Here is a 23630-nt window from a genome sequence, read left to right as displayed (position 1 = left end):
TCATGACGGCAGAGCAAGCGCGCTGTGAACTATGCGAGGGTGACGGCGGCGAAGTGTTATTTAGCACCGCCAAATTTCGGGTGGTGCTGGTCGATGACGACCAGTACCCCGGCTTTTGCAGGGTCATCTGGCGCGATCACGTGAAAGAAATGACGGACTTATCGGTCGATGAACGTGCTATTTTTATGTGTGCGGTGTGGAGCGTAGAGTCTACAATACGCACCGTCATGCAACCGGAAAAAATCAATCTGGCCTGTTTTGGCAATATGACGCCCCACTTGCATTGGCATGTCATCCCCCGCTATCTGGATGATGCACATTTCCCGCAGCCAGTGTGGGGTAGCGTCCAGCAAACGACGTCGCCAGAAGCACTTACTGCGCGTCGTGCATTGTTGTCGGTATTGGTACCGGCCTTGCAGACCGCGCTTGCGCAACTATAACTTTTTTACGGATAGAATCATGCTCGGCTCCAAACAATCTGCTTCAGTTCCAACCCCTGTATCGTTCACAGCGCGGCAAAAATCGCGTGTGTTGGAGGTCGTGTTTGACGATGGTGCGGAATTCTCGTTGCCATTCGAATTGATGCGGGTCTACTCACCATCGGCTGAGGTACAAGGCCACGGCGAAGGTCAGCAAACATTGCAAACAGGCAAACGCAACGTTACCCTGGCTGCGCTTGATCCTGTCGGCAACTACGGCGTTAAGCCAACCTTTTCTGACGGTCATGAGAGCGGCATTTTCACGTGGAGCTATTTGTACAAACTCGGCCGCGAACAGGATGCGCTGCGGGAGGACTATTTTCAACGACTGGACGCTGCCGGGCATGGCCGCGAGGCTGGGCGCGATTTGTCGATGACGACCAAGAAAGCGGGCGGACACGGTTGCGGATAAGGTGCTGCGTCACTTTGGTCGCGGCATTGTCAATTCTCCGTTACTCCTTGCCATTGTTCCTTTCGCGGTCCCGCCATCGTTTAACATGTTAGATGGAATTGATCAGACCCTTTTGGTATTTATTCAGGAATAACGGGACGCAATCCGATGTTGTCAATTCCAGAAATCTGCAAGTTGTTTGAGGATGAGGGCGATGCGATGTATTCCGGCGAACCAGTCTCGCAACGGGAACATGCACTTCAGACGGCGACGCTCGCTGATCAAGCAGGCGCAACGCCAGAACTGATTTGTGCGGCTTTGCTGCATGATTTAGGGCATCTGCTCAATGCGCAAGGCGCGACGCCATCGGAGCGCGGCATTGATGATACCCATCAATATTTTGCGATACCGTATTTGCGCGGCTTGTTCAGCCCGGCGGTGCTCGAGCCGATTCGGCTGCACGTAGACGCCAAGCGGTACTTGTGCGCGACTGACATGGGCTACTTTGAAAAGCTTTCGGAAGACTCCAAACGCAGTCTCGCGTTGCAAGGCGGCGTGTTCAGTGCAGACGCGGCGTCGACTTTTATCGCACAACCGTTTGCTGCAGATGCAGTAAGTCTGCGACTATGGGATGATCTGGCAAAAGAGGCTGGCTTCGTTACCCCAGCGATGCCCTATTTTGCCGCCTTAATGTCAGAATGCGCCTTGAGCGGTTTGAATAGCTGACCAGTCAAAAATGATTAGCGCACAGGAAATTGTCTGAGCTTCTTGGTTAGCGCTACGCGGAAGTGTTTCTTATAATGAACTGCCGCATCGTGACGTTGTCTTTCATTAGCGGTGCGGGAAGACGCGGTCGGCGAGACGCGGTCGGCGCGATGCACAGGATTCAACACCACAACATTAGTAGCTGGCTTGTATAATGCTTGCTCAAACAAGGTTGCCAATATGACCAATACTACCCATTTCGGTTACAAAACCGTTACCGAAGAAGAAAAAGTTCATAAAGTTGCCGAAGTTTTTCATTCGGTTGCGGCTAAATATGACGTCATGAACGATCTGATGTCGGCTGGCATGCATCGTTTATGGAAAGCTTTCACTATCGGACAGGCGGCAATACGGCCTGGCTTCAAAGTGCTGGATATTGCTGGTGGTACCGGCGATTTAGCGAAGGCTTTTGCCAAGCGTGCTGGCCCAACTGGTGAAGTCTGGCTGACCGACATCAATGAGTCCATGTTGCGTGTCGGGCGCGATCGCGTCTTGAATACTGGCATATCAACCCCCACTTTGCTTTGTGACGCTGAAAAATTGCCGTTCCCCGATAATTATTTTGATCGCGTTTCGGTCGCTTTCGGTTTGCGCAACATGACGCATAAAGATGTCGCGCTGTCTGAGATGCGCCGGGTATTGAAGCCAGGCGGCAAACTGTTGGTACTAGAATTTTCCAAAGTCTGCGAACAGCTCAAAAAACCTTATGACGTGTACTCGTTTTCAGTACTACCATGGTTAGGCAAGAAGATTGCCAACGATGCTGAAAGTTACCGTTATCTGGCCGAGTCGATTCGCATGCACCCGGATCAGGACACGTTGAAACAGATGATGCAGGATGCGGGACTTTCTCGCGTGCAATATTTTAATTTAACTGCTGGTGTGGCCGCGTTGCACACCGGGATCAAACTCTAAGCACTATGTCAGGAGGCAGCATGAAAAAATTACTAGTCGTACTAATGTTAATTGTCAGCGCATTATCACTGACGATTTCGAGTGCAGAAGCACGGCGGCTTGGCGGCGGCGGTTCATTTGGTCGCCAGTCCTCGGGAATTTCACGCTCAGTTCCAAATAGTCCTTCCCAACAAAATTTGGCACGTCCTGCCGCGCCTGCTGCAACCCCGGGCGCAGCACCTAAACCAGCCAGTCCGTGGAGAGGTATTGTCGGCGGCGCACTGTTGGGATTAGGATTGGGCGCGATGATGTCCCACTTTGGTCTTGGGGGGGCGGGCGGATCGCTCCTGATGATCCTTCTGCTAGCTTTTGTCGTCATCATGGTGGTGCGCATGGTCATGCGGCGTAATAGCAATGCGGCGCCAGCTTATCCAAGCGCTTATTCGAATAATGCGTCTGAGCCACAGCGTGCCGTCAACGAACCAATCATGAACAGTAATGCCGGTTTTACCCCTGAGATCGGTTCACGGATTGAGCCGGTCCGGCCTTCTGCGTTCCAGACCGACCGACCAGTTACCGGACAGAGTAGCGTACCTTGGGGAATTCCTGCAGATTTCGATGTTCCAGGCTTTGTGCGTAGCGCCAAAACCTATTTCATTCGTCTGCAAGCAGCATGGGATAAAGCCGATACCAACGATATTCGTGAATTCACTTCACCCGAGATGTTTGGCGAGTTAAAAATGCAATTGCAAGAGCGTGGCGCGTCCGCCAACAATACCGACGTCGTGCAACTTGACGGCGAATTGATGGGTATCGAAACGGTCGGCGACCATTATCTGGCCAGCGTCAAATTTAGCGGTCTGATTAAGGAAGCACCGGAAGCATCCGCCGAGCCATTCACGGAGGTGTGGAATTTATCCAAGCCGGTATCGGGTCAGGGTGGTTGGATACTTGCAGGGATTCAGCAGGTTAATTAATGTGGATAGCGGTAGGCTGAGCGCAGTGCGTTCAGCAATTTGGGCATTTATTCGATCGCTTTAATATTTGTTATAAATAACCCTCTAATGCGCGATGCGCCGTCGGTTTTAAACCGCTTCTGATAAACTTGGACCGCCCCTGAATTGTCACGGGCGGTTTTGTTTTGTGATCAGGACTTCCCCTTGAACTTTACGCCCATTACCGTAGCCATTAACCATCTTCTCGCCCAAGAGCCTTGGGCGCAGCGAAAACTTGCCGCGCATGCCGGAAAAATCGCGTATATCGATAGTGGCGCGATCGTGTTCAAGTGGCAAATCACGGATGACGGCATGTTGCAGACGCCGGTCTTCGATGCTCTGCATACTGCGGCTAGCGCGTCTTTGGGCCACACTACGGAAGATACCGCGGCGGAAACCCGAGCGTCGATAGCGCCCAATGTCACTATTCGAATGAAGCTGTCCGATTTGCCATTGATGGCGCAAAACCCTGAACGGGCATTTTCTTACGTTAATATTGAGGGCGATGCCGACCTGGCCAGTGTAATTTCTCAAGTGGGCATGGGCATACGCTGGGATGCTGAGCAGGACCTGAGCAAATGGGTCGGCGATATTGCCGCCACGCGGATGGTCTCTGCCGCCAAGGCTACATTGCATACGGTAAAGACGACTCACCAAAAGTTGGCTGAGAATCTGGCGGAATATTTTCTTGAAGAAAAACCTTTACTGGTGCGTCCGCATGCGGTGTCAGATTTTACGCGCGAGGTGACGATTTTGCGGGACGATATGGAGCGGCTGATCAAGCGGGTTGAGCGCCTCGAACGTTCGCGAAATGGACCACCGTCGAAGTAGTAGTCGGCGTGAAACCTGCACGAAAACGTGGCGGACGGAATGGTCGCTGAAAGAACAAATTTACAGACGCTAGATTTTTCAGCGCCGCCATCGCACCCTGATGCCTGCCCTCGGACCGAGCAACCGGTTTCCAAATAGATCAAATGCACATATTAAGTTGAAAGCTGGGTACCAATGATTTTAAAACTTGCACGGATTACAAAGATTGCACGGGTCGCCATACGTTATGGGCTCGACGATATCGTGATGTCCGGATTTGCCAAGCCGCGTATTTCCAGATTGATTAACACGTTGTTATTTTGGCGTGATTTGTCAGCTCCACGCGGTGAGCGGTTGCGCAAGGCGCTTGAAGAATTGGGTCCGATTTTTGTCAAGTTCGGTCAGGTCCTTTCGACCCGGCGCGACTTGTTGCCGGGCGACATAGTGGACGAACTGGCGAGTTTGCAGGATCGCGTACCGCCGTTTAGTTCCGATCTGGCGATTGCGCAAATTCAGAGATCATTAAAGGCCCACCCTGACCAACTCTTCGCCAGTTTCGAGCGTGAGCCTGTGGCGTCTGCTTCGATTGCACAAGTCCATTTTGCCACGCTCAAAAACGGTCGTGAGGTCGCGGTAAAAGTGCTGCGTCCCGGCATGAAAAAATCCATCGACGATGATGTGGCGCTGATGCGCCTGGCCGCCGAGCTGGTTGAAAAATTGTGGGCGGACGGCAAACGGCTGAAGGCCCGTGAGGTCGTCGGTGAGTTTGATAAATACCTGCATGATGAGCTTGATCTGATGCGGGAAGCCGCTAACGGCAGTCAGCTAAGACGCAATTTTGCCGATTCCGATTTGTTGATGGTGCCTGAAATGTTCTGGGAGTATTGTTCGTCATCGGTCATTGTAATGGAGCGCATGCACGGCATTCCGATTTCGCAGCTTGACCGCTTACGCGCCGCTGGCGTTGATATGAAAAAGTTGTCTAGTGACGGTGTCGAGATTTTCTTTACACAGGTATTTCGAGACGGTTTTTTTCATGCAGATATGCATCCAGGAAACATCTTGGTGTCCGTTGCACCGGCGACGTTTGGCCGGTATATAGCACTGGATTTCGGGATCGTTGGCACACTGAACGACTTTGATAAAGATTATCTATCGCAAAATTTTCTCGCATTTTTTCAGCGCGATTATAAGCGGGTGGCAGAAGCACATATAGAGTCCGGCTGGGCGCCTAAAGAAACGCGGGTGGACGAGCTGGAATCAGCGGTGCGCGCTTGTTGTGAACCGATCTTTGATCGCCCGCTGAAAGATATTTCATTTGGGCAAGTACTGCTGAGATTGTTCCAGACCTCGCGCCGTTTTAATGTAGAAGTGCAGCCGCAACTGGTGCTGTTGCAAAAGACCTTACTTAACGTTGAAGGTCTCGGACGCCAACTGGACCCTGAGCTGGATTTGTGGAAAACCGCAAAACCATATTTAGAGCGGTGGATGAGCGAGCAAATCGGCTGGCGCGGACTGATTCAACATCTTAAAATCGAAGCACCGCGCTATAGCAAATTGCTGCCGCAGTTGCCTCGGTTAATACACCATGCGTTGTCGAAGGTCGTTGACGGCAACAACCGCCATGATGAGAGGCTGTTATTGCTGTCCATCGCTGAGCAAAAGCGCACCAATCATTTGCTCGGGATAGTGGTGTATTTAGGCGGGGGAATAATGGGCGGCGTTTTGCTCATGCTGATTTATCAGCGTTGGGGTTATTTCTTCTTCGGCGGCTAACTTCCTTTTAGCTGTGCAGGTAATGGCCGCTTAGAAGCTGGTCGTGCAGAATGAGTGCGCGGAAGATAGAGCTTAGAAGTTACAGCGTTGATGTTAGGCATAAAGTGAGGCATAAAAGTTAACCGGGTAAAAACCGGCGGCGAGTACAGGGTAGTTAACAGTTCTCCCTCTTCAATTAGCAGGGTTATTTTTGCTCTCATCGGGACCTTAATGCGGCATGACAGACCCTACAATACCGAAATCCAATCCATCGTCCGTGGCGATACCTTCGTTTAAGACGCGGGATTCTTCCACCTCTGACTTCTGGACCGAACGCTTCGAGCATTCTTTTACGCCCTGGGATAAAGGCGGGGTGCCACTGGCTTTGCAGAATTACATCTTGCGCACCGCGCCAGTTGTGACGCTGATTCCGGGATGCGGCGTCGGATATGAAGCCGCCTATTTGGCGAGCGCGGGCTGGGATGTGACGGCGATAGACTTTTCTGAGGCGGCAGTCCGCGCGGCGCAGATGGCGCTCGGGTCTTGGGGCGCGCGGGTAAAGCAAGCTGACTTCTTCACGTTTGTGCCGGATCATCCCTTGGGATTGATTTATGAACGCGCATTTTTATGTGCATTACCGCCAGCATTGCGCCCGAATGTGGTTCAACGCTGGGCAGCGTTGTTGCCTGCCGGTGCAACATTAGCAGGATTCTTCTTTTTTGGTGATAGTCCGAAAGGCCCGCCGTTCGGTATTGACCGTGCTCTGCTGGAACGGTTATTGCATCCCTATTTTGAGTTGATCGAAGATCAGGCCGTCATGGATTCGATTCCCGCGTTCGCCGATAAGGAGCGTTGGCAAGTGTGGCACCGCCGTCGTTGAAATGCGCGTAAATTAAGGGTAATTTTGCTACAATCTGCGGTTTTGCTTTCCGGATTAAAAAGACATGGCTTTGCTTGAAATTCGTAACGTAAGTCGCTGTTTTGGGGATTTTACCGCGGTCAATAACATCAGTTTGTCGATTGAGGCGGGCGAATTCTTCACGCTCCTTGGTCCGTCCGGTTGTGGCAAAACGACTTTGCTACGCATGATCGCCGGCTTCGATTTGCCGAATGCCGGGCAGATAATTCTGGATGGCGTCGATTTGGTCGGGATTCCTCCAGAGCAGCGTCCGGTGTGTACCGTATTTCAGAATTACGCACTATTTCCCCACATGACTGTCGCGGGGAATATCGCCTTCCCGCTCAAGATGGCGAAAATGTCGCCCCCCGAGATCAAACAAAAGGTTGTCGAGGCGTTGGAAGATGTGCGCCTGATCGGTTTTGGTGCGCGCTTTCCGCACGAATTATCGGGCGGGCAAAGGCAACGCGTTGCGGTCGCGCGCGCGCTGGTATCGCGTCCCAAGTTGCTGTTGCTGGACGAACCGCTCTCGGCAATGGATGCAAAACTGCGAGAACAAATGCAGATTGAACTCATCAATTTGCAAAAAGAAGTTGGCATTACGTTTGTCTACGTGACGCACGACCAGACCGAGGCACTAGCTTTATCGCACCGCATCGCCGTACTTAATCACGGTCAGGTAGAGCAGTTGGATGAGCCGTCGCGCATCTATAGTTATCCCCGGACCCGATTCGTTGCAGATTTTATCGGCACCTGTAATTTGTTTGATGGCACTATCGGTGCGATCGGTGCGATCGGTGCGCTTGATGCGAGCAATGAATTGAGCGAAGTCATTGTGGCCAATGGGGCCAGCGACACCGCCGAGCGTGAAAATACCAGCGGGCTAGCGGTGCATGTGGTGACCACGATGCCACCAAAGACCCCTCCCCAAATGTCGCTAATGGTTGCTGGATTGGGCCGCGTAACGGCAGCTTTACCGCCCGATGCTGAGATTGGTCGCAAGGGAACATTGGCGCTGCGCCCCGAAAAAATCCGCATTAGTGCTGTCATTTGCGAGAATAGCGCAGACAATCATTTCAAAGGCTACGTGAAGGAGTTGCTATATCTGGGCGATGTCACGGTCTACATCGTACAAACCGAAGGCGGCGCCACGATCGAAGCCCTGTTGGCAAACTCCGCAGCGGGACGTGCCAAGTTTTTTGAAGTCGGCGATACGGTAGAAGTGGCGTGGAGTTTTGACGCGGGACATTTTTTATATGCGTGAGAGCGCTCAGAGTAGTTCTGGTGAGGTCGCCCAGCCATCGCCCTCGCTACACTCTTCATCGCCGACTGGACGATTGGCGCGCTGGCTGATTAGCGGTCCTCCGTTGTTGTATCTGCTCGTCTTCTTCGCGATTCCCAGTTTGATCATGGTATTTGCATCGTTCCGCACCGCTGGTGATTATGGTGGGTTGGAACCGATTATTGATGCAGCAGGTAAACTCACGCTGACCTTTGAAAGCTATACGCGTTTTGCTTCTGATTTTATTTATACAGCGATCTTTTTAAAATCGCTGACGTATGCGCTGATCACTACTTTTTGTTGCCTGATCATGGCTTATCCGGTCGCGATACTGATTGCGCGTAGCGCCAAAAAATACCGGGATTTGCTGATCCTTCTGGTGATATTGCCATTCTGGAGCAACTTTTTAATCCGCGTGTATGCATGGATGATTATTTTAGGCCCGCAGTCAGGGTTGACCCGCGGACTAAACGCAGTGCTAGGAATGCTGGGGATGCAGCCGGTGACCTTGTTATTCACCGCCTTCTCCGTCATCGTTGGATTGGTCTATGTCCACCTGCCGTTTATGGTGTTACCGCTCTACGCCAATCTTGAGAAGCATGATTCCGCGCTGCTGGATGCCGCACAAGACTTGGGTGCTACGGCCTGGCAGCGGTTTTGGCGAATTACTTTTCCGTTGTCGCTACCCGGCGTCTATGCTGGCGCCGCGCTCGTATTTATCCCTGCTCTGGGGATATTTGCGGTGTCGGATATACTCGGCGGGACGGGTGGCATGATGATCGGCAATGTTATCAAACAACAGTTTCTAGAGACTCGGGATTGGCCATTTGGCAGTGTGCTGTCGATTGTGTTGACGGTCGCTGCGCTACTGGTCGCAGGTCTGGCTGTGTTGGTGTCGCGTCCGCGCAGGCAAAAATGAGGCAACCACAAGGTAACCAGACAAAATGATGGCTAATTTACGTCGCATGGATTTCCGTCGCACGGATAAGCGGACCTACGCGCTGTGGATCGTAGCGGTGGCGGTTTATGCTTTTTTATATGTCCCGCTGATTATCGTGATGGTGTACTCTTTTAACGATTCGCAGCTAAATGCGGAATGGGTCGGCTTCACCTTTGACTGGTATCGCAAATTATTTAGCGATGCGGAAATGTTGAACGCTGCAGCCAACTCGCTGATAATCGCCATCGTCGCCAGTAGCGTAGCGACCGTACTGGGCACGATGGCCGGTTTTGCGATGCATCGTTACAAGCTAAAATTACTGCCACTGTTGGTGCTGACGCCGATTGCGATTCCCGAGATTCTGATTGGCGTCTCGCTATTGCTGTTCTTTGTGATGCTCAACATCACTTTGGGACTGGTATCGATCACTTTGGCGCACATTGCGTTTTGTATTGGTTTTGTGGCCATCGTGGTGCGTTCGCGCTTATCCGGGATGGATGAAAGCCTGACCGAGGCTGCCCGTGATTGTGGCGCAACGCCGCTACAGGCATTCCGTCTGGTGACGCTTCCGCTGATCCTGCCGGGCGTACTGGCGGGTGCGTTGATGGCATTTACCCTGTCGATTGACGATTTTGTCATTACCTTTTTTACCGCCGGGGCCAACGCCTCGACCTTGCCACTGCAGATTTATTCGATGATTAAAATTGCGGTCACGCCAGAGGTCAATGCTGTATCCACACTATTAATGGTGTTGACGTTGTTTCTCATTGTGGTTGCCTCAAAATTGGCGCCCAGCGCGTTGCGCTCGCCTTCGTAATATTCGATAGCTCATACCAGTCATTGATCGTGTATTTATGCACGGTGTCATGTATCTTTACATAACTAATTTATCATCAAGGATTGCCATGAAAAATTTGTTTTCCGCAGTATTGCTGGTCGCGGGTATTGCTGGAGGGACAGCAACGGTCTCGGCCAAGGCTGCGGATGAGTTGCATTTGTATAACTGGAATAACTACATCGCGCCGGAAACAGTGCAGCGCTTTGAAGCCTTTTGCCAATGCAAAGTTATACAAACCTATTATGGCGACAATGAAGAAATGCTGGCGAAGTTGGCGGCGGGTGCCAAAGGCTACGACATTATTGTGCCCACGGGCAACGCGTTAGACGCTCTTATCCAGCAAAAAGCTTTAAAACCGCTGGACAAGGCGCAACTGCCGAACCTGAAAAACATTCATCCGACGTACCTCAATACGGCATTTGATAAGGGTAATCAATACTCAGTTCCGTATGCCTACACCGTTACCTTATTAGGTTATAACGAGCAAAAAATTAAAGAACTCGGAATCCCGGTAGATAGTTGGGCGACAATTTTTGATCCTGCGATCCTGGCCAAGATCAAAGGTAAAGTCACCGTACTGGATTCTGCCAACGAATTGATCGCAGCGGCACTGAAATACCGCGGTTACTCTGCCAATGACACCGATGAGAAGCATTGGGAGGAGGCGAAAAACGTCATCTTGCGCGCCAAACCATTTTGGGCGGCGTTTAACGGCACCAGTTATATCAAAGAGCTGACGGTTGGCAATGTCTGGGTGGTTCACGGTTATTCCAGTGATATTTTTCAGGCAGATGTTGATGCGCAGAAGGCTGCTCGCAAATTCCGGATCCGGGCAGCTTTGCCAAAAGAGGGAGCGGTGCTAGCGCTGGACAGCATGGTGATTCATAAGGATGCACCGCGCCCTGATCTTGCCCTGAAATTTATGAACTTCATGATGGAAGGCAAGAACGCCGCCGAATTGACTAATTTGATCGGAACCGGCAATCCGAATGCCGACGCAGCCCAATACATCAAGCCAGAGATTGCCAGCAATCCTGCAATATTTCCGCCGAAAAACGTAGTCAGCAAACTGGAAATGCTGAAGGATCTTAATGGTAAGCAACGTCGGACGTTAAATCGTTTGTGGACCGAAATTAGAGCGCGTTGAGGTGCGGCTTGATCACCTGAGGACATCATTTTGTAGGTTTGGGGCAGTTATTTTTACGGCTCTGTACCAGCATTGAGCGCGAGGGTGGCCAATTCGGGCATTCAAATTTTTGTATCAATTTTTGACTGTCGCAGCGTTAAGGTGTGGATTGTGGAAAAACCTTTATAATTCAGGGTTTTATACGCTTTTCGCGGAAATTTACCATGCCAATTTATGCCTATCGCTGCGAAGCTTGTGGTTTTGCTAAAGATGTACTGCAAAAAATGTCGGATGAGCAACTAACTATTTGCCCGACTTGCCACCAAGAGTCGTTCAAGAAACAAGTGACCGCTGCTGGGTTTCAGCTTAAGGGAACCGGTTGGTATGTCACCGATTTTCGTGGGGGAGCAGCGACTGGTAAAGCAGCGGCGAGCGCGGGAGACGAGGGGTCTTCCTCTTCTTCCTCCACCGAAAGTTCAACTCCCGCCCCGGCTACCGGGGCCACTGCACCAGCAAATGGCGCAGCCGGGGTGACCGCTGCACCGGCCGCCGTAAATAAAAGCGAGAGCGCACCCGCAATCGCATCCAAAACACCGTCTTCCGCAGCAACCTGACAGCACTGCGTTAAGCACGTTATCTAAACAGTCTTGGGTCAGCCCGCCAGTGGGGGGGTTGGGCCCGTTAAAGAAAATCATGCGCAAATATTTCATAACCGGATTACTGGTTTTGGTGCCACTGGCGATTACGCTGTGGGTACTGAATCTGATTATTGGAACGATGGATCAGTCTCTATTGTTCCTTCCGGCAGACTGGCGTCCCAAGGCATTGATCGGTTTTAATATTCCCGGTCTCGGCACGATCCTGACGCTGTTGATCATATTTTTTACAGGCTTAGCGACGCACAACTTTATCGGTCGGCAGGTGGTGGCGTTATGGGAGGCGATATTGACGCGGATTCCAGTAGTTAATTCGATATACTCCAGCGTCAAGCAAGTCTCGGACACCCTATTTTCAACCTCCGGAAATGCTTTCCGTAAGGCATTGTTGGTAGAATACCCGCGTAAAGGATCGTGGACGATCGCTTTTTTAACGGGTATTCCCGGCGGTGATGTGAAAAATCATTTGCAAGGCGATTATGTCAGTGTTTATATTCCGACGACGCCGAATCCAACTTCTGGGTTTTTTCTGATGGTGCCGCGCGCGGATACAGTTGAGCTGAATATGAGCGTTGACGAAGCACTGAAATACATCATCTCGATGGGCGTCGTTTCACCGCCGGAGCATGTGGACAAAAAACGCATTGGCGACGCTGTATAGATTGCAAGCCGCGTACTTAATTTGCGCTATGCGGGTCGATCCGGCCCGATCGCTCGAACCAGTTGATACCCGCGCAATCGCCAAGTATGTAAAACGGTGTTTTTTATAACCGTTCTCAATAACATTGAACTTAACACCTGAACTTCGGAAGAATTGACTATGTCCATGCGAACCCACTATTGCGGCCTCACCACTGAGGCACTTCTTGATCAGACCGTCAGCCTGTGCGGCTGGGTACATCGGCGTCGCGACCATGGCGGCGTGATTTTTATCGACTTACGTGATCGCGAAGGTCTGGTGCAGATTGTGTGCAATCCAGAAGAGGCTGAAGTTTTTAAAAACGCAGAAGTCGTCCGCAACGAATTCTGTCTGCGGATCACCGGTGTGGTTCGTAATCGCCCCGATGGTACTGTTAACAATAACCTGAATTCAGGCAAGATTGAAGTGCTGGCTCACACGCTGGAAGTGCTGAATGCATCCGTGACGCCGCCGTTTCAGCTCGATGATGACAATCTGTCGGAGACCACGCGTCTGACCCATCGCGTGCTGGATTTGCGCCGTCCGCAAATGCAAAACAATTTGCGTTTGCGTTACAAGGTAACGATGGAAGTACGCAAATTTCTGGATGCTAACGGCTTTATCGATATCGAAACCCCGATGTTGACCAAGTCGACCCCGGAAGGCGCGCGCGACTATCTGGTCCCGTCCCGCGTTAACGCAGGACATTTTTTCGCGCTGCCGCAATCGCCGCAACTGTTCAAACAGTTGTTGATGGTAGCCAACTTTGACCGCTATTATCAAATCGTAAAATGCTTTCGCGATGAAGATTTGCGCGCTGATCGTCAGCCAGAATTTACGCAAATTGATTGCGAAACATCGTTCATGTCCGAGCAAGAAATTCGCGACATGTTTGAAGGCATGATTCGTCTGGTATTCAAGAACGCTCTCGACATTGACTTGCCAAACCCGTTCCCCGTCATGGACTTTGCGACCGCGATGGCGCTGTACGGATCTGATAAACCGGACATGCGTGTAAAGCTGGAATTTACAGACCTGACCGAAGTCATGAAAGACGTGGATTTCAAGGTGTTTGCAGGCGCCGCAAATATGGAAAACGGCCGCGTAGTAGGACTGCGTGTTCCGGGTGGCGCAGCGATGCCGCGTTCAGAAATTGATGCTTACACGCAATTTGTTGCTATTTATGGCGCACGCGGTCTGGCTTACATCAAGGTAAATGAAAAAGCCAAGGGTCGTGACGGCCTGCAGTCGCCGATTGTCAAAAATTTGCATGACGCAGCATTGACCCAGATCCTTGTTCAAACCGGTGCGGAAGACGGCGATCTGATTTTCTTTGGTGCAGATAAGGCCAAGATCGTCAATGACGCTATCGGTGCATTGCGGGTCAAGATCGGTCATAGTGAGTTCGGTAAAAAGGTCGGCTTGTTCGATGATACATGGCGTCCATTGTGGGTCGTCGACTTCCCGATGTTTGAATACGATGAAGCCGGCGACCGTTGGAGCGCCTGTCATCATCCGTTTACCGCGCCCAAAGATGGTCATGAAGACTATCTCGAGACCGATCCGGGCAAGTGCATCGCTAAAGCCTACGATATGGTCCTTAACGGTTGGGAGCTGGGCGGCGGGTCAATCCGTATCCATCGTGCCGAAGTGCAAAGTAAAGTATTCCGCGCACTAAAAATCGATGCCGAAGAAGCGCAACTAAAATTCGGTTTCTTGCTCGACGCTTTGCAGTACGGCGCGCCGCCGCACGGTGGACTAGCTTTCGGTCTGGATCGGATCGTTACGATGATGACGGGTGCTGAGTCGATTCGCGATGTGATCGCTTTCCCTAAAACCCAGCGTGCGCAGTGTTTGCTGACGCAGGCACCATCGGCCGTCGAAGAAAAGCAATTGAAAGAACTTCATATCCGTCTGCGTGCACCAGAAGCAAAAGTGGTTTCTTAGCAGCTGATTGACGATGCAGGAGATCCTTTGATGTCGCGGTAAACAATTAAAAAGCGCGGTTTTCCCGCGCTTTTTTTATGGCTCGGCGAAATCGGTTTATAGTTGAGGAAGCCGTCGCGTTTATACGCGGTAATGGCAAGCTATGCCATTGTTCTTGCGCGTCGATCACCTTAGCGTTCAGTTTTGTGCGACACAAAAGGTGTGTATTTCAAGATCACGCTGACAGGTTGGCTCCTAATAATGGTATTTTTTTATTGTGTGCATGAATAAAATTCCCGAATCAGTTCTTGTTGTCATCCATACCGTAGATCTGCAAGTCTTAATGATTTCACGGGCCGATAAAGTTGATTTTTGGCAATCGGTTACCGGGTCCAAAGACACGTTAGCGGAAACTCCGTTACAGACCGCCATCCGGGAAGTCGCGGAAGAGACGGGCATCATCGTCGGGTCTGATCTCGTACCATCGCCACAATTACGTGACTGGCATCTTTCTAACGTGTATGAAATCTACCCGATGTGGCGGCATCGCTATGCGCCGGGCGTCACGACCAATACCGAGCATGTATTCAGCCTTCAGGTGCCGGCCGATATTCGCATAGTATTGTCACCGCGAGAGCATGTTGAATATCGCTGGATGCCTCACCGGGCCGCCGCAGATTTATGTTTTTCACCGTCAAATGCAGAGGCTATATTGCATCTTCCCCATTATCTTGGTTAAGTGAAATCGGCTTGGGTAAGCGGTTTGCGTGGGCTGAATTTTTCTCTGCTCTTTGCTTTTGCTATGTATCGTATTGTTGATCGATGATGCGGTGGAGCTTTCATCTTCTTCAGAAAGGACGCCATGAAAATACGCATTGCCACTTATAACATTCACAAGGGCGTCTCATCTTTCGGTAGTCGCCCGCGCGTGCATGCGCTGAAGCAGGCATTGGCGCAAATGGAAGCGGACGTTTTTTTTCTGCAAGAAGTGCAGGGGCGTCACGATTTAATGGCAGCGCGCCACGCAGCGCATTGGCCGGAACAGTCGCAGCAGGATTTTTTGGCAGGCGATTCGCACCACGCTGCCTACGGCATGAACGCGGTGTACGATCATGGGCACCATGGTAATGCCTTATTAAGTCGTTTTGCCATCGCTTCGCAAACCAATCAGGACGTGTCCGATCACTCCTATGAAGCACGCGGTATCCTCCATTGCGTCTTAAAAACGCCGGAGGCCGACGTGCACTGTTATGTCGTTCATCTGGGTTTGTTTGGTGGCGGACGTCGTCGTCAGACCGCCGCATTGATTGAGGCCGTGCGTAGTTCTTCGCCACCCGAGGCGCCCCTGATCATTGCCGGCGATTTTAACGACTGGGGCAATCGGTTAAGCGAGTTGCTACGGATGCGTTTGGATGTCGCGGAAATTTTCGACGAGCGCATAGGTGCCCATGGACTTGGCTATTATTTGCGCAAGCTGATGGGACGTGAACAGTTGCTTAAGGGGGCTTCATCACCCAAGATTAAACCGGCCCGAACATTTCCCGCTGCATTGCCCTGGTTACGGCTAGACCGTATTTATCTGCGTGGATTTACAGTTGACTCGGCGGAGGTGTTGCATGGACCCGCCTGGGCCAAGTTATCCGATCATGCGCCGATTGTGGCTACCTTGCAGTTGAAATAGTGCTTTGCTGGAAGCGTCAGCACCCCTGATGCCGATTGCATAGCAATGCAATACTGCTCTGCCGTCTAACGGTAATTTGCGGTAACTATTATGCAGTCCCACCTTTAACCGGCCTCTCCCCAATAATCATGACCATCATGCCCCTCATGACTACTTCCCACTGTGCTCGGTTAACTTAGCGCTATGCTGACAGTAAATTTTAGTGCTGATAATCACATCGATCTTTTACAAAGTGGTACAGAATTCTTTCCTGCCTTAATCGGTGCTATCGATGCCGCGCAGCATGAGATCTTTCTTGAGACCTATATTTTTGCGGCCGACGACACAGCGCAACGGGTTAAAGTCGCGTTGATGGACGCGGCCCGGCGCGGCGTCGCGGTCAGGGTTATTACCGACTGGATCGGCACGGGGCGCGCGCATAGCACTTTTTTAGAAGAAGAGTTTCTTCATACGCCGATTCAGCATCGGGTTTTTAATCCGTGGTTTCGCCGCGGCGTGGTCCGGACCCACCGCAAATTATGTGTGATTGACAGGCAGATAGCGTTCGTGGGTGGGATCAACATTAATGACGATATGTTTACTGACGACTCTCGGCACTTGCCTTTAAGTGCGCCGCGCTGGGATTTTGCTGTGCGGATAGTGGGGCCTCTGGTGTTTAGTGTGCATGCAGAGGTTGAGGCGCAATGGTTGCGCATGGGCGGAATGAAATTGCGTGCACGCTGGGAAGAGTTCCGCCGCACGCGTGTCAAAATCAGTCCTACCGCCCATGCGCCAGCGCTAGCTGGATTGGTTATCCGCGACAACCTGCGTAATCGCCGCACGATACAACGCGCTTATATGCAGGCGCTGGGACATGCGCGTGATAGCGCGTTATTGGCAAATCCTTATTTTGCGCCGGGCCATAAATTGCGTATGGCGCTGGTCGTGGCGGCGCAACGTGGCGTCAAGGTGACTTTGCTGCTGGGGGTCGGACATTATCGGTTGCAAGACGCGGTGACACACTCCTATTATCCTAAGCTCTTGAAAGCGGGAATTCGTATCGTTGAATATCGGAAGACCGAGCTGCATGCCAAAGTCGCAGTAATAGACGATGACTGGGCCACCGTTGGGTCCAGCAACTATGATGGTCTGAGCCTCCTGGTTAATCAGGAGGCGAACGTGGTTATCCGCGACATTGAGTTTACCAGAACGCTGCGAGAAAAAATTGAGGCCGGGATTGTCGATGGCGTGGAAGTGCACTTGGCGGAATTTGAGAGCATCGCCTGGCATCGCCGTTTTTGGCATGGATCGGCATTTTTGATCTATCGTTTTGCCATGAGCCTCATCACCATGGGCAACGGAAAGTAAGTCATGCTCTCCGGCGGGTTCGGTTCACACCAAAAAAACGGCGCATCAACAGAGGCGCCGTTTTAACCAGTCATCTAGACTTGTTACCTAAATTTGTACCCATGCTCCCTTAAATATAATTGGCCCGGTTGGTCCATTCGGATTAGGAGAGCCGCCCTTTGGTTCTAGCGTTACAGCCAATAGCGGGATCGACTGCGGCGTCGCATTAGGCGGTAAAGGTAACGTCACACTGCCGTTTGCGGCAACTAAGCCCAGTGAACGTGGTGGCCCTTCCTTTGGAACCGCCCATAATTCGAGACTCTTATTGGCCGCTACCGATTGCGGTGCGATAACTTTTACGACCAATTGACCATTTTGTGCGGCTGTTGCCACTGCGATCGGCGTCCCCTTGTCATCGCTTAACATTGCAACATACGACGTAACTGGCGCGACAGGAAGCGGTGCTAATTGTTTCGTCAACAATAACGATACCAAAATCAGTGCCGCTGTGGTCGATACCAGACCCAGTCCACGCCAGAAACTCAAGTCCTCCCGTAAGGAAAGCCAGAACGATGCTTTGCGTTGTCGCACAGCCAGGATTTGCAAGCCGAGGCGTTTTTCAATCGTAAGCCAGACGCCGGTCGATGGCTTTGCGGCAGGCGCAAGTTCTGCCATCGGGTGTAAACGATCTTGCCATTCCGCGACCATCAGACGCAAAGCGGCGCTATCCACCATATAACTTTCGAAGCGGTGCCGTGCTCTGCCGCGCAATGTGCCAAGCACGTACTCTGCTGCTAACTTCTCTAATAATGCCTGGTTTTTAAGAATGTTCATTGATTTTGCTCCAGCTTGCCGAGGCAGGTCCGTAAACGCTCTAGTCCTCGCCGGATCCAGGTTTTTATGGTCCCGATGGGGAGCTTCATTTGGTCTGCAACCTCGCTATGAGAGAGGTCATGGTAAAAAGATAATGCTATTGCCTGCCGATGTAGCCCCTCAAGGCGCGCCAAACAGTGTGCAAGTGCCTTTGAATCGGCGCTCATTTCTAGCGCTTCCAGTGGTGTCGGGTCAGCGCTTTCCATGGCGGTTATTACCTCCTTGTCGAATGTGTCCGCGTCAATCTCTACGTCGTGATCGGTGCGACGTAGAATGTCAAAAGCTTTGTTGCGTACGATTGTTGTCATCCAGGTCATCGGCGCAGCCAGACTTGCTTGATAACTGCTGGCACTATTCCAGATGTTGATGAAGCTTTCCTGTAAGACCTCTTCCGCGGCTTCTCGCTTAACTAATATACGCAGCGCAAAGCCAAACAGTTTCGGCGATGTTGCATCGTAGAGCGATCGAAAGGCACTCGCATCCTTTTGAGCAACGGCGGCAAGCCAGGTTTTCAATTGAGCCGGTTGTAGGTCAGTGGAAGACAATTTGATTTCCTTCGCAAGATATTGGGTGATTCAGCGTTTGCTTTATATCCCGACGTACGCCTGCAGTCAGGGGTAACGGTTAAGGAGCAGGGCAATTAACGCTTGTGATAGACAAGCACTTAGGCGAACAGATTAGCTTAGGCTTGTCCGGATGGCAACTTTTTACTCGGCTTTTTTGGATCCCGTCTGTTTTCGCCTAATGACACGACATTCAGACCGTACGCCAGCCATCGAAACAGGCTTAAATGGAAGGGGAGCGATGTAATGTTGACTTTGTTGATAAATAAAAGAAGGAGCCCAAATGACAGAGCCGTGCGGGGTGCATGATCGCGATTATTTTTTTAGCGAGTCGCGAATTTCCCGCAATAAAATGGTGGTTTCAGGATCCGCAGCAGGGGCGGCAGCAGTTCTGACCTTATTCACCAAACGCACCATCTGGAAAATAATGAAGGCTAATATAATAAAATTGAGCAAAATAGTCAGAAAATTGCCGTAAGCCAAAACTGCACCGGCTTTTTTTGCTTCTAGCAGCGTCATGCTTGCAGGTTGACCGTTTAGGGCGACGTAATAATTAGAGAAATCAAGCCCACCAACGATTTTGCCTATGATGGGCATGATGATGTCTTGTACAAGCGAGTCGACAATCTTCCCAAATGCTGCCCCAATAATCACACCTACGGCGAGGTCAACGACATTACCTTTGACTGCAAACGCCTTAAATTCACCCAGCATGCTCATGAGGTTTCCTATAGATAATTTTGCATTAAAAAGTTATTTTATACTGGGCGCTCTTCAAAAGGGTTAAACAAGGTTGATAAAAGTGTTGAATAAATATAATTTTTTATTCTTTAAACAATATCTTGCGGTAAATTCATGCCCACGATAAAGAAAAATGATCGAATGTGCCGATTTCAACGGGCATACAAAAAAAGTTCCGTGAATTTAAGTACCAAAGTATCTATTTCCTTTAAAACAGCGTGCAGCTTCGTTATAATCGAGGGTTGCTAGAAGTTTCACGCAGGTTTCGTATTTTGACTGATTGGGGTTGGTATGAGTATCGAAAAGCAGGTCGATTCAGGTCGGCGTGGTTTGCTCGTCGCTACATGTGCGGCGGGTGGTGTGGCTGGTTTGGCCACAGCGGGGGCCTTTGTGTCTACCTTCCAGCCATCGGAGCGTGCAAAAGCTGCGGGAGCGCCCGTTGAGGTGGATATTTCTGGAATTAATCCAGGAGAGATGAAAGTCTTTGAATGGCGCGGGAAGCCAGTCTGGATCATGAAACGTACACCGGAGCAAATGAAGGGACTGGAGCAAACAGCTTCTGAAGTCGCCGATCCGGAGTCGCTCAAGCCATACACAATGGACCTTCCTGACTATTGCAAGAACAAAGCGAACAATCGTGGTCACGCTGGTCATGAATCGACCTTGGTGCTGGTGGGGATTTGCCCGCATCTGGGTTGCTCGCCATCGTCCAAGTTTACGCCAGGTGCGCAGCCTTCGTTGCCCGACGATTGGGAGGGCGGTTTTTTATGTCCATGCCATGGCTCGACTTTCGATTTGGCTGGCCGTGTATTTAAGAATAAGCCTGCGCCAAACAATCTGGATGTGCCGCGGCATATGTATTTGTCGGATACTCGGATTCTGATTGGTAAAGACGAGAAAGGTGAGGCTTAATCATGGCATTCCACGAAAAAAAGCTACCGGCCAACGCGCCGATTGCTGAAAAAGCGCTGAACTGGGTCGATGCACGTTTTCCTCTGACATCCACCTATAAGGCGCATCTGTCCGAATATTACGCACCGAAGAACTTTAACTTCTGGTACGCCTTCGGTTCGCTCGCTTTGCTGGTTTTGGTGATTCAAATCGTTACCGGGATTTTTCTGGTGATGCATTACAAACCAGAGGCTACGCTGGCATTTGCTTCGGTTGAATACATTATGCGTGATGTGCCTTGGGGTTGGCTGGTGCGCTACATGCACTCGACCGGCGCATCAGCATTTTTCATCGTCGTTTATCTTCATATGGTCAGGGGTCTCCTCTATGGTTCATATCGTAAGCCGCGGGAACTGGTCTGGTTGTTCGGCGTCGGTATTTTCCTGTGCCTGATGGGCGAGGCGTTCATGGGTTATTTGTTGCCATGGGGCCAAATGTCATATTGGGGCGCGCAAGTTATCGTCAACCTTTTTGGCGCGATTCCTTTCATCGGTCCTGATCTGTCGCTATGGATTCGCGGTGACTATGTTGTGTCTGACGCAACATTAAATCGCTTCTTTGCGTTCCACGTGGTGGCTATTCCTCTGGTATTGATCGGCCTCGTGGTCGCGCATATCATTGCTCTGCACGAAGTCGGCTCCAACAATCCGGACGGCGTGGAAATCAAGGACACAGTCGACGCCAATGGCGTACCGTTAGATGGTATCCCTTTCCATCCTTTTTACTCTGTCCATGACGTGATGGCAGTTGCAGTGTTCCTGATCGTATTTAGCGCTGTGGTATTCTTCGGCCCGGAAATGGGAGGCTACTTCCTTGAATACAATAATTTCGTGCCTGCCGATTCGCTCAAAACGCCTCCGCATATTGCGCCGGTCTGGTACTTCACACCGTACTATTCGATTTTGCGTGCTGTGACATCTGACTTTATTATCTATCTGCAAGCGGGCGTCGCTGCTTTTGTCGCATTGCTATGGTTGAAGTCGAATCTTTCCGCGATGGTCAAGCTGGCCGCTACGGTAATTGGTCTGGTCGTTATTGCAGCGATGTTCGTGTTTGATGCGAAGTTCTTCGGAGTAGTGATGATGGGCGTTTCGGTCATTATCCTGGCAGGCTTGCCATGGCTTGATCATTCCAAAGTCAGATCGATTCGATATCGTCCTGACTGGCACAAATACGTCTACATCCTGTTCGGGATTACTTTTGTAATCCTCGGATATCTTGGTGTACAACCGCCATCGGCTTTAGGTGGCGTCGTGTCCAAGGTATGTACTTTCATTTACTTTGGCTTCTTCTTGTTGATGCCATGGTGGAGCGCAATGGGCACATTCAAGCAAGTGCCTGCTCGCGTTACTTATCATCCGCATTAAGCCGCGAAGAGGACATTACATGAAATTGCTAAAAAGTTTGCTTGCGACTCTTGTGCTACTGCCAGCGCTGGCTTTTGCTAGCGAAGGTGGCTATCCGCTCGATAAGGCCCCGGATCGCACCAAAGACATGTCGGCTTTGCAAAGTGGTGCCAAGCTATTTGTGAATTACTGCCTGAACTGCCACTCCGCAGCGTCGATGCGTTATAACCGCCTGCGCGATATCGGCTTGACGGAAGATCAGATCAAAGCCAACCTATTGTTTACAAGCGATAAAGTCGGTGATTTGATGCATGTCGCGATGTCGCCCAAGGACGCCAAAGAATGGTTTGGCGCTGCACCACCGGATTTGTCGGTGATTGCGCGCGCCAAAGCATCTGAAGCAGGTTCCGGTCCTGACTGGTTATATACCTATCTGCGTACGTTTTATAAGGACGACACCCGTCCAACCGGCTGGAACAATATGGTATTTCCGAACGTAGGGATGCCGCATGTGTTGTGGGAGCTGGAAGGTGTTCGTACTGCCAAGTATGAAGATATTAAGGATCCAGAAGAAGCAGGCAAGATCGAGCATAAATTTTTAAAATTCGAACAAGTCACCCCAGGAAAACTGTCCCGTTTAGAATATGACGTTGCAGTTGCCAACCTGGTGTCATACCTTGAATGGATGGGTGAGCCTTCCCAGGAAACGCGCAAGCGTCTTGGGGTATGGGTTCTACTATTCCTGGGATTATTCTTCGTTCTGGCTTGGCGTTTGAACGCGTCGTACTGGAAAGAAGTGAAATAACATACATGCTCGCGATTTTGCGGGCATGCGTTTTCGGGTGAGCCGTATCGCGCCTCACCCCTTTGTTTTTAAGGAACTATAAAAATGATGGTTCTCTATTCAGGTACAACCTGCCCATTTTCGCAACGCTGCCGTCTCGTTTTGTTCGAGAAAGGCATGGACTTTGAGATCCGCGATGTTGATTTATTCAACAAGCCGGAAGATATCTCGACCATGAATCCCTATGGCCAAGTGCCTATTCTGGTTGAGCGCGATCTGATTTTGTATGAGTCCAATATTATCAATGAATACATTGATGAGCGTTTTCCCCATCCGCAACTGATGCCGGCAGATCCGTTGATGCGCGCACGTGCACGTCTGATGCTTTTCAATTTTGAAAAAGAACTGTTCGTTCACGTGCACGTTCTCGAAAACGAAAAAACTAAAGGCGCAGAAAAAATTCATCAAGTCGCACGCGCAGAAATACGTGATCGACTCACGACGTTGGCGCCTTTGTTTTTAAAAAATAAATACATGCTGGGTGATGAGTTCTCGATGCTGGACGTCGCCATTGCGCCATTGCTATGGCGTCTGGATCACTACGGTATCGAGTTATCGAAGACTGCTGCACCTTTGATGAAGTACGCAGAGCGCATCTTTTCGCGTCCCGCTTACATCGAAGCATTGACCCCTTCAGAAAAGGTCATGCGTCGTTAATCGATCACGTTTTAATAGCCTGTTAAAATAGGTTATATTACGCAGTCGCGGGGTTGCCACCAACGCCGCGACTGCGGGATCTATATCGGATGTATTGGGAAGCTCTGTCGCTTCCCTGTAACTGGCACGGGGCATTTTTATCGTGCTAAGTGTCCGTAATTTGTCTGCAGTAAATTGTCTTATCGAAGTATTGCAACTGCATCTCGGCTGTTTT

The 23630-nt window shown here is 50.8% G+C and carries 25 protein-coding genes; 22 read left to right on the top strand and 3 right to left on the bottom strand.

Translation table 11 applies throughout. The annotated features are described in order from the left end of the window. The first annotated feature begins 2 nt into the window (after positions 1 to 2). From HAV38_RS06715 to HAV38_RS06625, 18 genes are all read left to right on the top strand, one after another. The gene (locus HAV38_RS06715; protein ID WP_168053735.1) at positions 3 to 440 is read left to right on the top strand and encodes an HIT family protein; all 438 of its coding nucleotides are present in this window, start codon (positions 3 to 5) and stop codon (positions 438 to 440) included. Positions 441 to 459: 19 nt separating this feature from the next. Then, positions 460 to 891: a gamma-butyrobetaine hydroxylase family protein gene (locus tag HAV38_RS06710; RefSeq protein ID WP_168053733.1), complete on the top strand. Its 432-nt coding sequence runs from the start codon at positions 460 to 462 to the stop codon at positions 889 to 891. 147 nt (positions 892 to 1038) lie between these two features. Next, positions 1039 to 1596, top strand: a complete 558-nt coding sequence (locus HAV38_RS06705) for a phosphonate degradation HD-domain oxygenase (protein ID WP_168053731.1) — start codon at positions 1039 to 1041, stop codon at positions 1594 to 1596. Between the two features lie 219 nt (positions 1597 to 1815). After that, positions 1816 to 2550, top strand: coding sequence for a bifunctional demethylmenaquinone methyltransferase/2-methoxy-6-polyprenyl-1,4-benzoquinol methylase UbiE (gene ubiE, locus HAV38_RS06700; RefSeq protein ID WP_168053729.1), 735 nt, complete (start codon positions 1816 to 1818; stop codon positions 2548 to 2550). A 20-nt stretch (positions 2551 to 2570) separates the two neighbouring features. Next, entirely contained in the window at positions 2571 to 3506 is a 936-nt protein-coding gene (locus tag HAV38_RS06695) for a Tim44 domain-containing protein (RefSeq protein ID WP_168053727.1), read from the top strand. A gap of 183 nt (positions 3507 to 3689) precedes the next feature. Beyond that, positions 3690 to 4355: a ubiquinone biosynthesis accessory factor UbiJ gene (locus tag HAV38_RS06690; RefSeq protein WP_245182244.1), complete on the top strand. Its 666-nt coding sequence runs from the start codon at positions 3690 to 3692 to the stop codon at positions 4353 to 4355. 174 nt (positions 4356 to 4529) lie between these two features. Beyond that, positions 4530 to 6110, top strand: a complete 1581-nt coding sequence (ubiB, locus tag HAV38_RS06685; RefSeq protein WP_168053725.1) for a ubiquinone biosynthesis regulatory protein kinase UbiB — start codon at positions 4530 to 4532, stop codon at positions 6108 to 6110. A gap of 217 nt (positions 6111 to 6327) precedes the next feature. Then, entirely contained in the window at positions 6328 to 6969 is a 642-nt protein-coding gene (locus HAV38_RS06680) for a methyltransferase domain-containing protein (RefSeq protein WP_168053723.1), read from the top strand. 64 nt (positions 6970 to 7033) lie between these two features. Further along, entirely contained in the window at positions 7034 to 8251 is a 1218-nt protein-coding gene (locus tag HAV38_RS21855) for an ABC transporter ATP-binding protein (RefSeq protein ID WP_245182243.1), read from the top strand. Beyond that, positions 8244 to 9188, top strand: a complete 945-nt coding sequence (locus HAV38_RS06665) for an ABC transporter permease (RefSeq protein ID WP_168053721.1) — start codon at positions 8244 to 8246, stop codon at positions 9186 to 9188. The genes HAV38_RS21855 and HAV38_RS06665 overlap by 8 nt, the downstream gene beginning before the upstream one ends. A gap of 25 nt (positions 9189 to 9213) precedes the next feature. Continuing rightward, positions 9214 to 10026: an ABC transporter permease gene (locus tag HAV38_RS06660; protein ID WP_245182241.1), complete on the top strand. Its 813-nt coding sequence runs from the start codon at positions 9214 to 9216 to the stop codon at positions 10024 to 10026. 88 nt (positions 10027 to 10114) lie between these two features. Then, positions 10115 to 11194, top strand: a complete 1080-nt coding sequence (locus tag HAV38_RS06655; RefSeq protein WP_168053719.1) for an ABC transporter substrate-binding protein — start codon at positions 10115 to 10117, stop codon at positions 11192 to 11194. Between the two features lie 203 nt (positions 11195 to 11397). Then, positions 11398 to 11787 (top strand): FmdB family zinc ribbon protein, encoded by a 390-nt coding sequence (locus HAV38_RS06650; protein WP_168053717.1) that lies wholly within the window; start codon positions 11398 to 11400, stop codon positions 11785 to 11787. 79 nt (positions 11788 to 11866) lie between these two features. Beyond that, positions 11867 to 12490 (top strand): DUF502 domain-containing protein, encoded by a 624-nt coding sequence (locus HAV38_RS06645; protein ID WP_168053715.1) that lies wholly within the window; start codon positions 11867 to 11869, stop codon positions 12488 to 12490. A gap of 159 nt (positions 12491 to 12649) precedes the next feature. Then, entirely contained in the window at positions 12650 to 14455 is a 1806-nt protein-coding gene (gene aspS, locus HAV38_RS06640; RefSeq protein WP_168053713.1) for an aspartate--tRNA ligase, read from the top strand. A gap of 262 nt (positions 14456 to 14717) precedes the next feature. Then, positions 14718 to 15173 carry a dihydroneopterin triphosphate diphosphatase gene (nudB, locus tag HAV38_RS06635; RefSeq protein WP_168053711.1) on the top strand — a complete coding sequence of 152 codons (456 nt, stop codon included), beginning with the start codon at positions 14718 to 14720 and terminating at the stop codon, positions 15171 to 15173. A gap of 123 nt (positions 15174 to 15296) precedes the next feature. Further along, complete coding sequence (locus HAV38_RS06630; protein WP_168053709.1) at positions 15297 to 16115, top strand: endonuclease/exonuclease/phosphatase family protein; 819 nt, start codon at positions 15297 to 15299, stop codon at positions 16113 to 16115. A 183-nt stretch (positions 16116 to 16298) separates the two neighbouring features. Next, a complete protein-coding gene (locus HAV38_RS06625; RefSeq protein WP_168053707.1) occupies positions 16299 to 17462 on the top strand; it encodes a phospholipase D-like domain-containing protein in 1164 nt (387 codons plus the stop codon). An 87-nt stretch (positions 17463 to 17549) separates the two neighbouring features. Here the strand turns inward: HAV38_RS06625 and HAV38_RS06620 are convergent, their stop codons facing one another. From HAV38_RS06620 to mscL, 3 genes are all read right to left on the bottom strand, one after another. Then, positions 17550 to 18275, bottom strand: a complete 726-nt coding sequence (locus HAV38_RS06620; RefSeq protein WP_168053705.1) for an anti-sigma factor — start codon at positions 18273 to 18275, stop codon at positions 17550 to 17552. Further along, complete coding sequence (locus HAV38_RS06615) at positions 18272 to 18859, bottom strand: RNA polymerase sigma factor (RefSeq protein ID WP_221313847.1); 588 nt, start codon at positions 18857 to 18859, stop codon at positions 18272 to 18274. The genes HAV38_RS06620 and HAV38_RS06615 overlap by 4 nt, the downstream gene beginning before the upstream one ends. A 333-nt stretch (positions 18860 to 19192) precedes the next feature. After that, entirely contained in the window at positions 19193 to 19597 is a 405-nt protein-coding gene (gene mscL / locus HAV38_RS06610) for a large conductance mechanosensitive channel protein MscL (RefSeq protein ID WP_168053703.1), read from the bottom strand. A gap of 312 nt (positions 19598 to 19909) precedes the next feature. Here mscL and petA point away from each other — a divergent pair, with 312 nt between their 5' ends. The 4 genes from petA to HAV38_RS06590 all read left to right on the top strand — a co-directional run bounded on the left by petA (position 19910) and on the right by HAV38_RS06590 (position 23416). Continuing rightward, on the top strand, positions 19910 to 20530 hold the full coding sequence (gene petA / locus HAV38_RS06605) for a ubiquinol-cytochrome c reductase iron-sulfur subunit (RefSeq protein WP_168053701.1): 621 nt from the start codon (positions 19910 to 19912) through the stop codon (positions 20528 to 20530). Further along, complete coding sequence (locus tag HAV38_RS06600; protein WP_168054180.1) at positions 20530 to 21936, top strand: cytochrome b; 1407 nt, start codon at positions 20530 to 20532, stop codon at positions 21934 to 21936. Before petA ends, HAV38_RS06600 begins: the two co-directional genes overlap by 1 nt. Before the next feature lie 19 nt (positions 21937 to 21955). Continuing rightward, complete coding sequence (locus HAV38_RS06595) at positions 21956 to 22720, top strand: cytochrome c1 (RefSeq protein WP_168053699.1); 765 nt, start codon at positions 21956 to 21958, stop codon at positions 22718 to 22720. 84 nt (positions 22721 to 22804) lie between these two features. Then, positions 22805 to 23416 (top strand): glutathione S-transferase N-terminal domain-containing protein, encoded by a 612-nt coding sequence (locus HAV38_RS06590; RefSeq protein ID WP_168053697.1) that lies wholly within the window; start codon positions 22805 to 22807, stop codon positions 23414 to 23416. Positions 23417 to 23630: the final 214 nt, after the last annotated feature.

This window comes from Glaciimonas immobilis, assembly GCF_011947285.1.
GTDB classification, from domain to species: Bacteria; Pseudomonadota; Gammaproteobacteria; order Burkholderiales; family Burkholderiaceae_D; genus Glaciimonas; species Glaciimonas immobilis.
The sequence above is the reverse complement of the archived record's forward strand: the minus strand, read 5'-3'. Positions and strand labels throughout refer to the sequence as shown.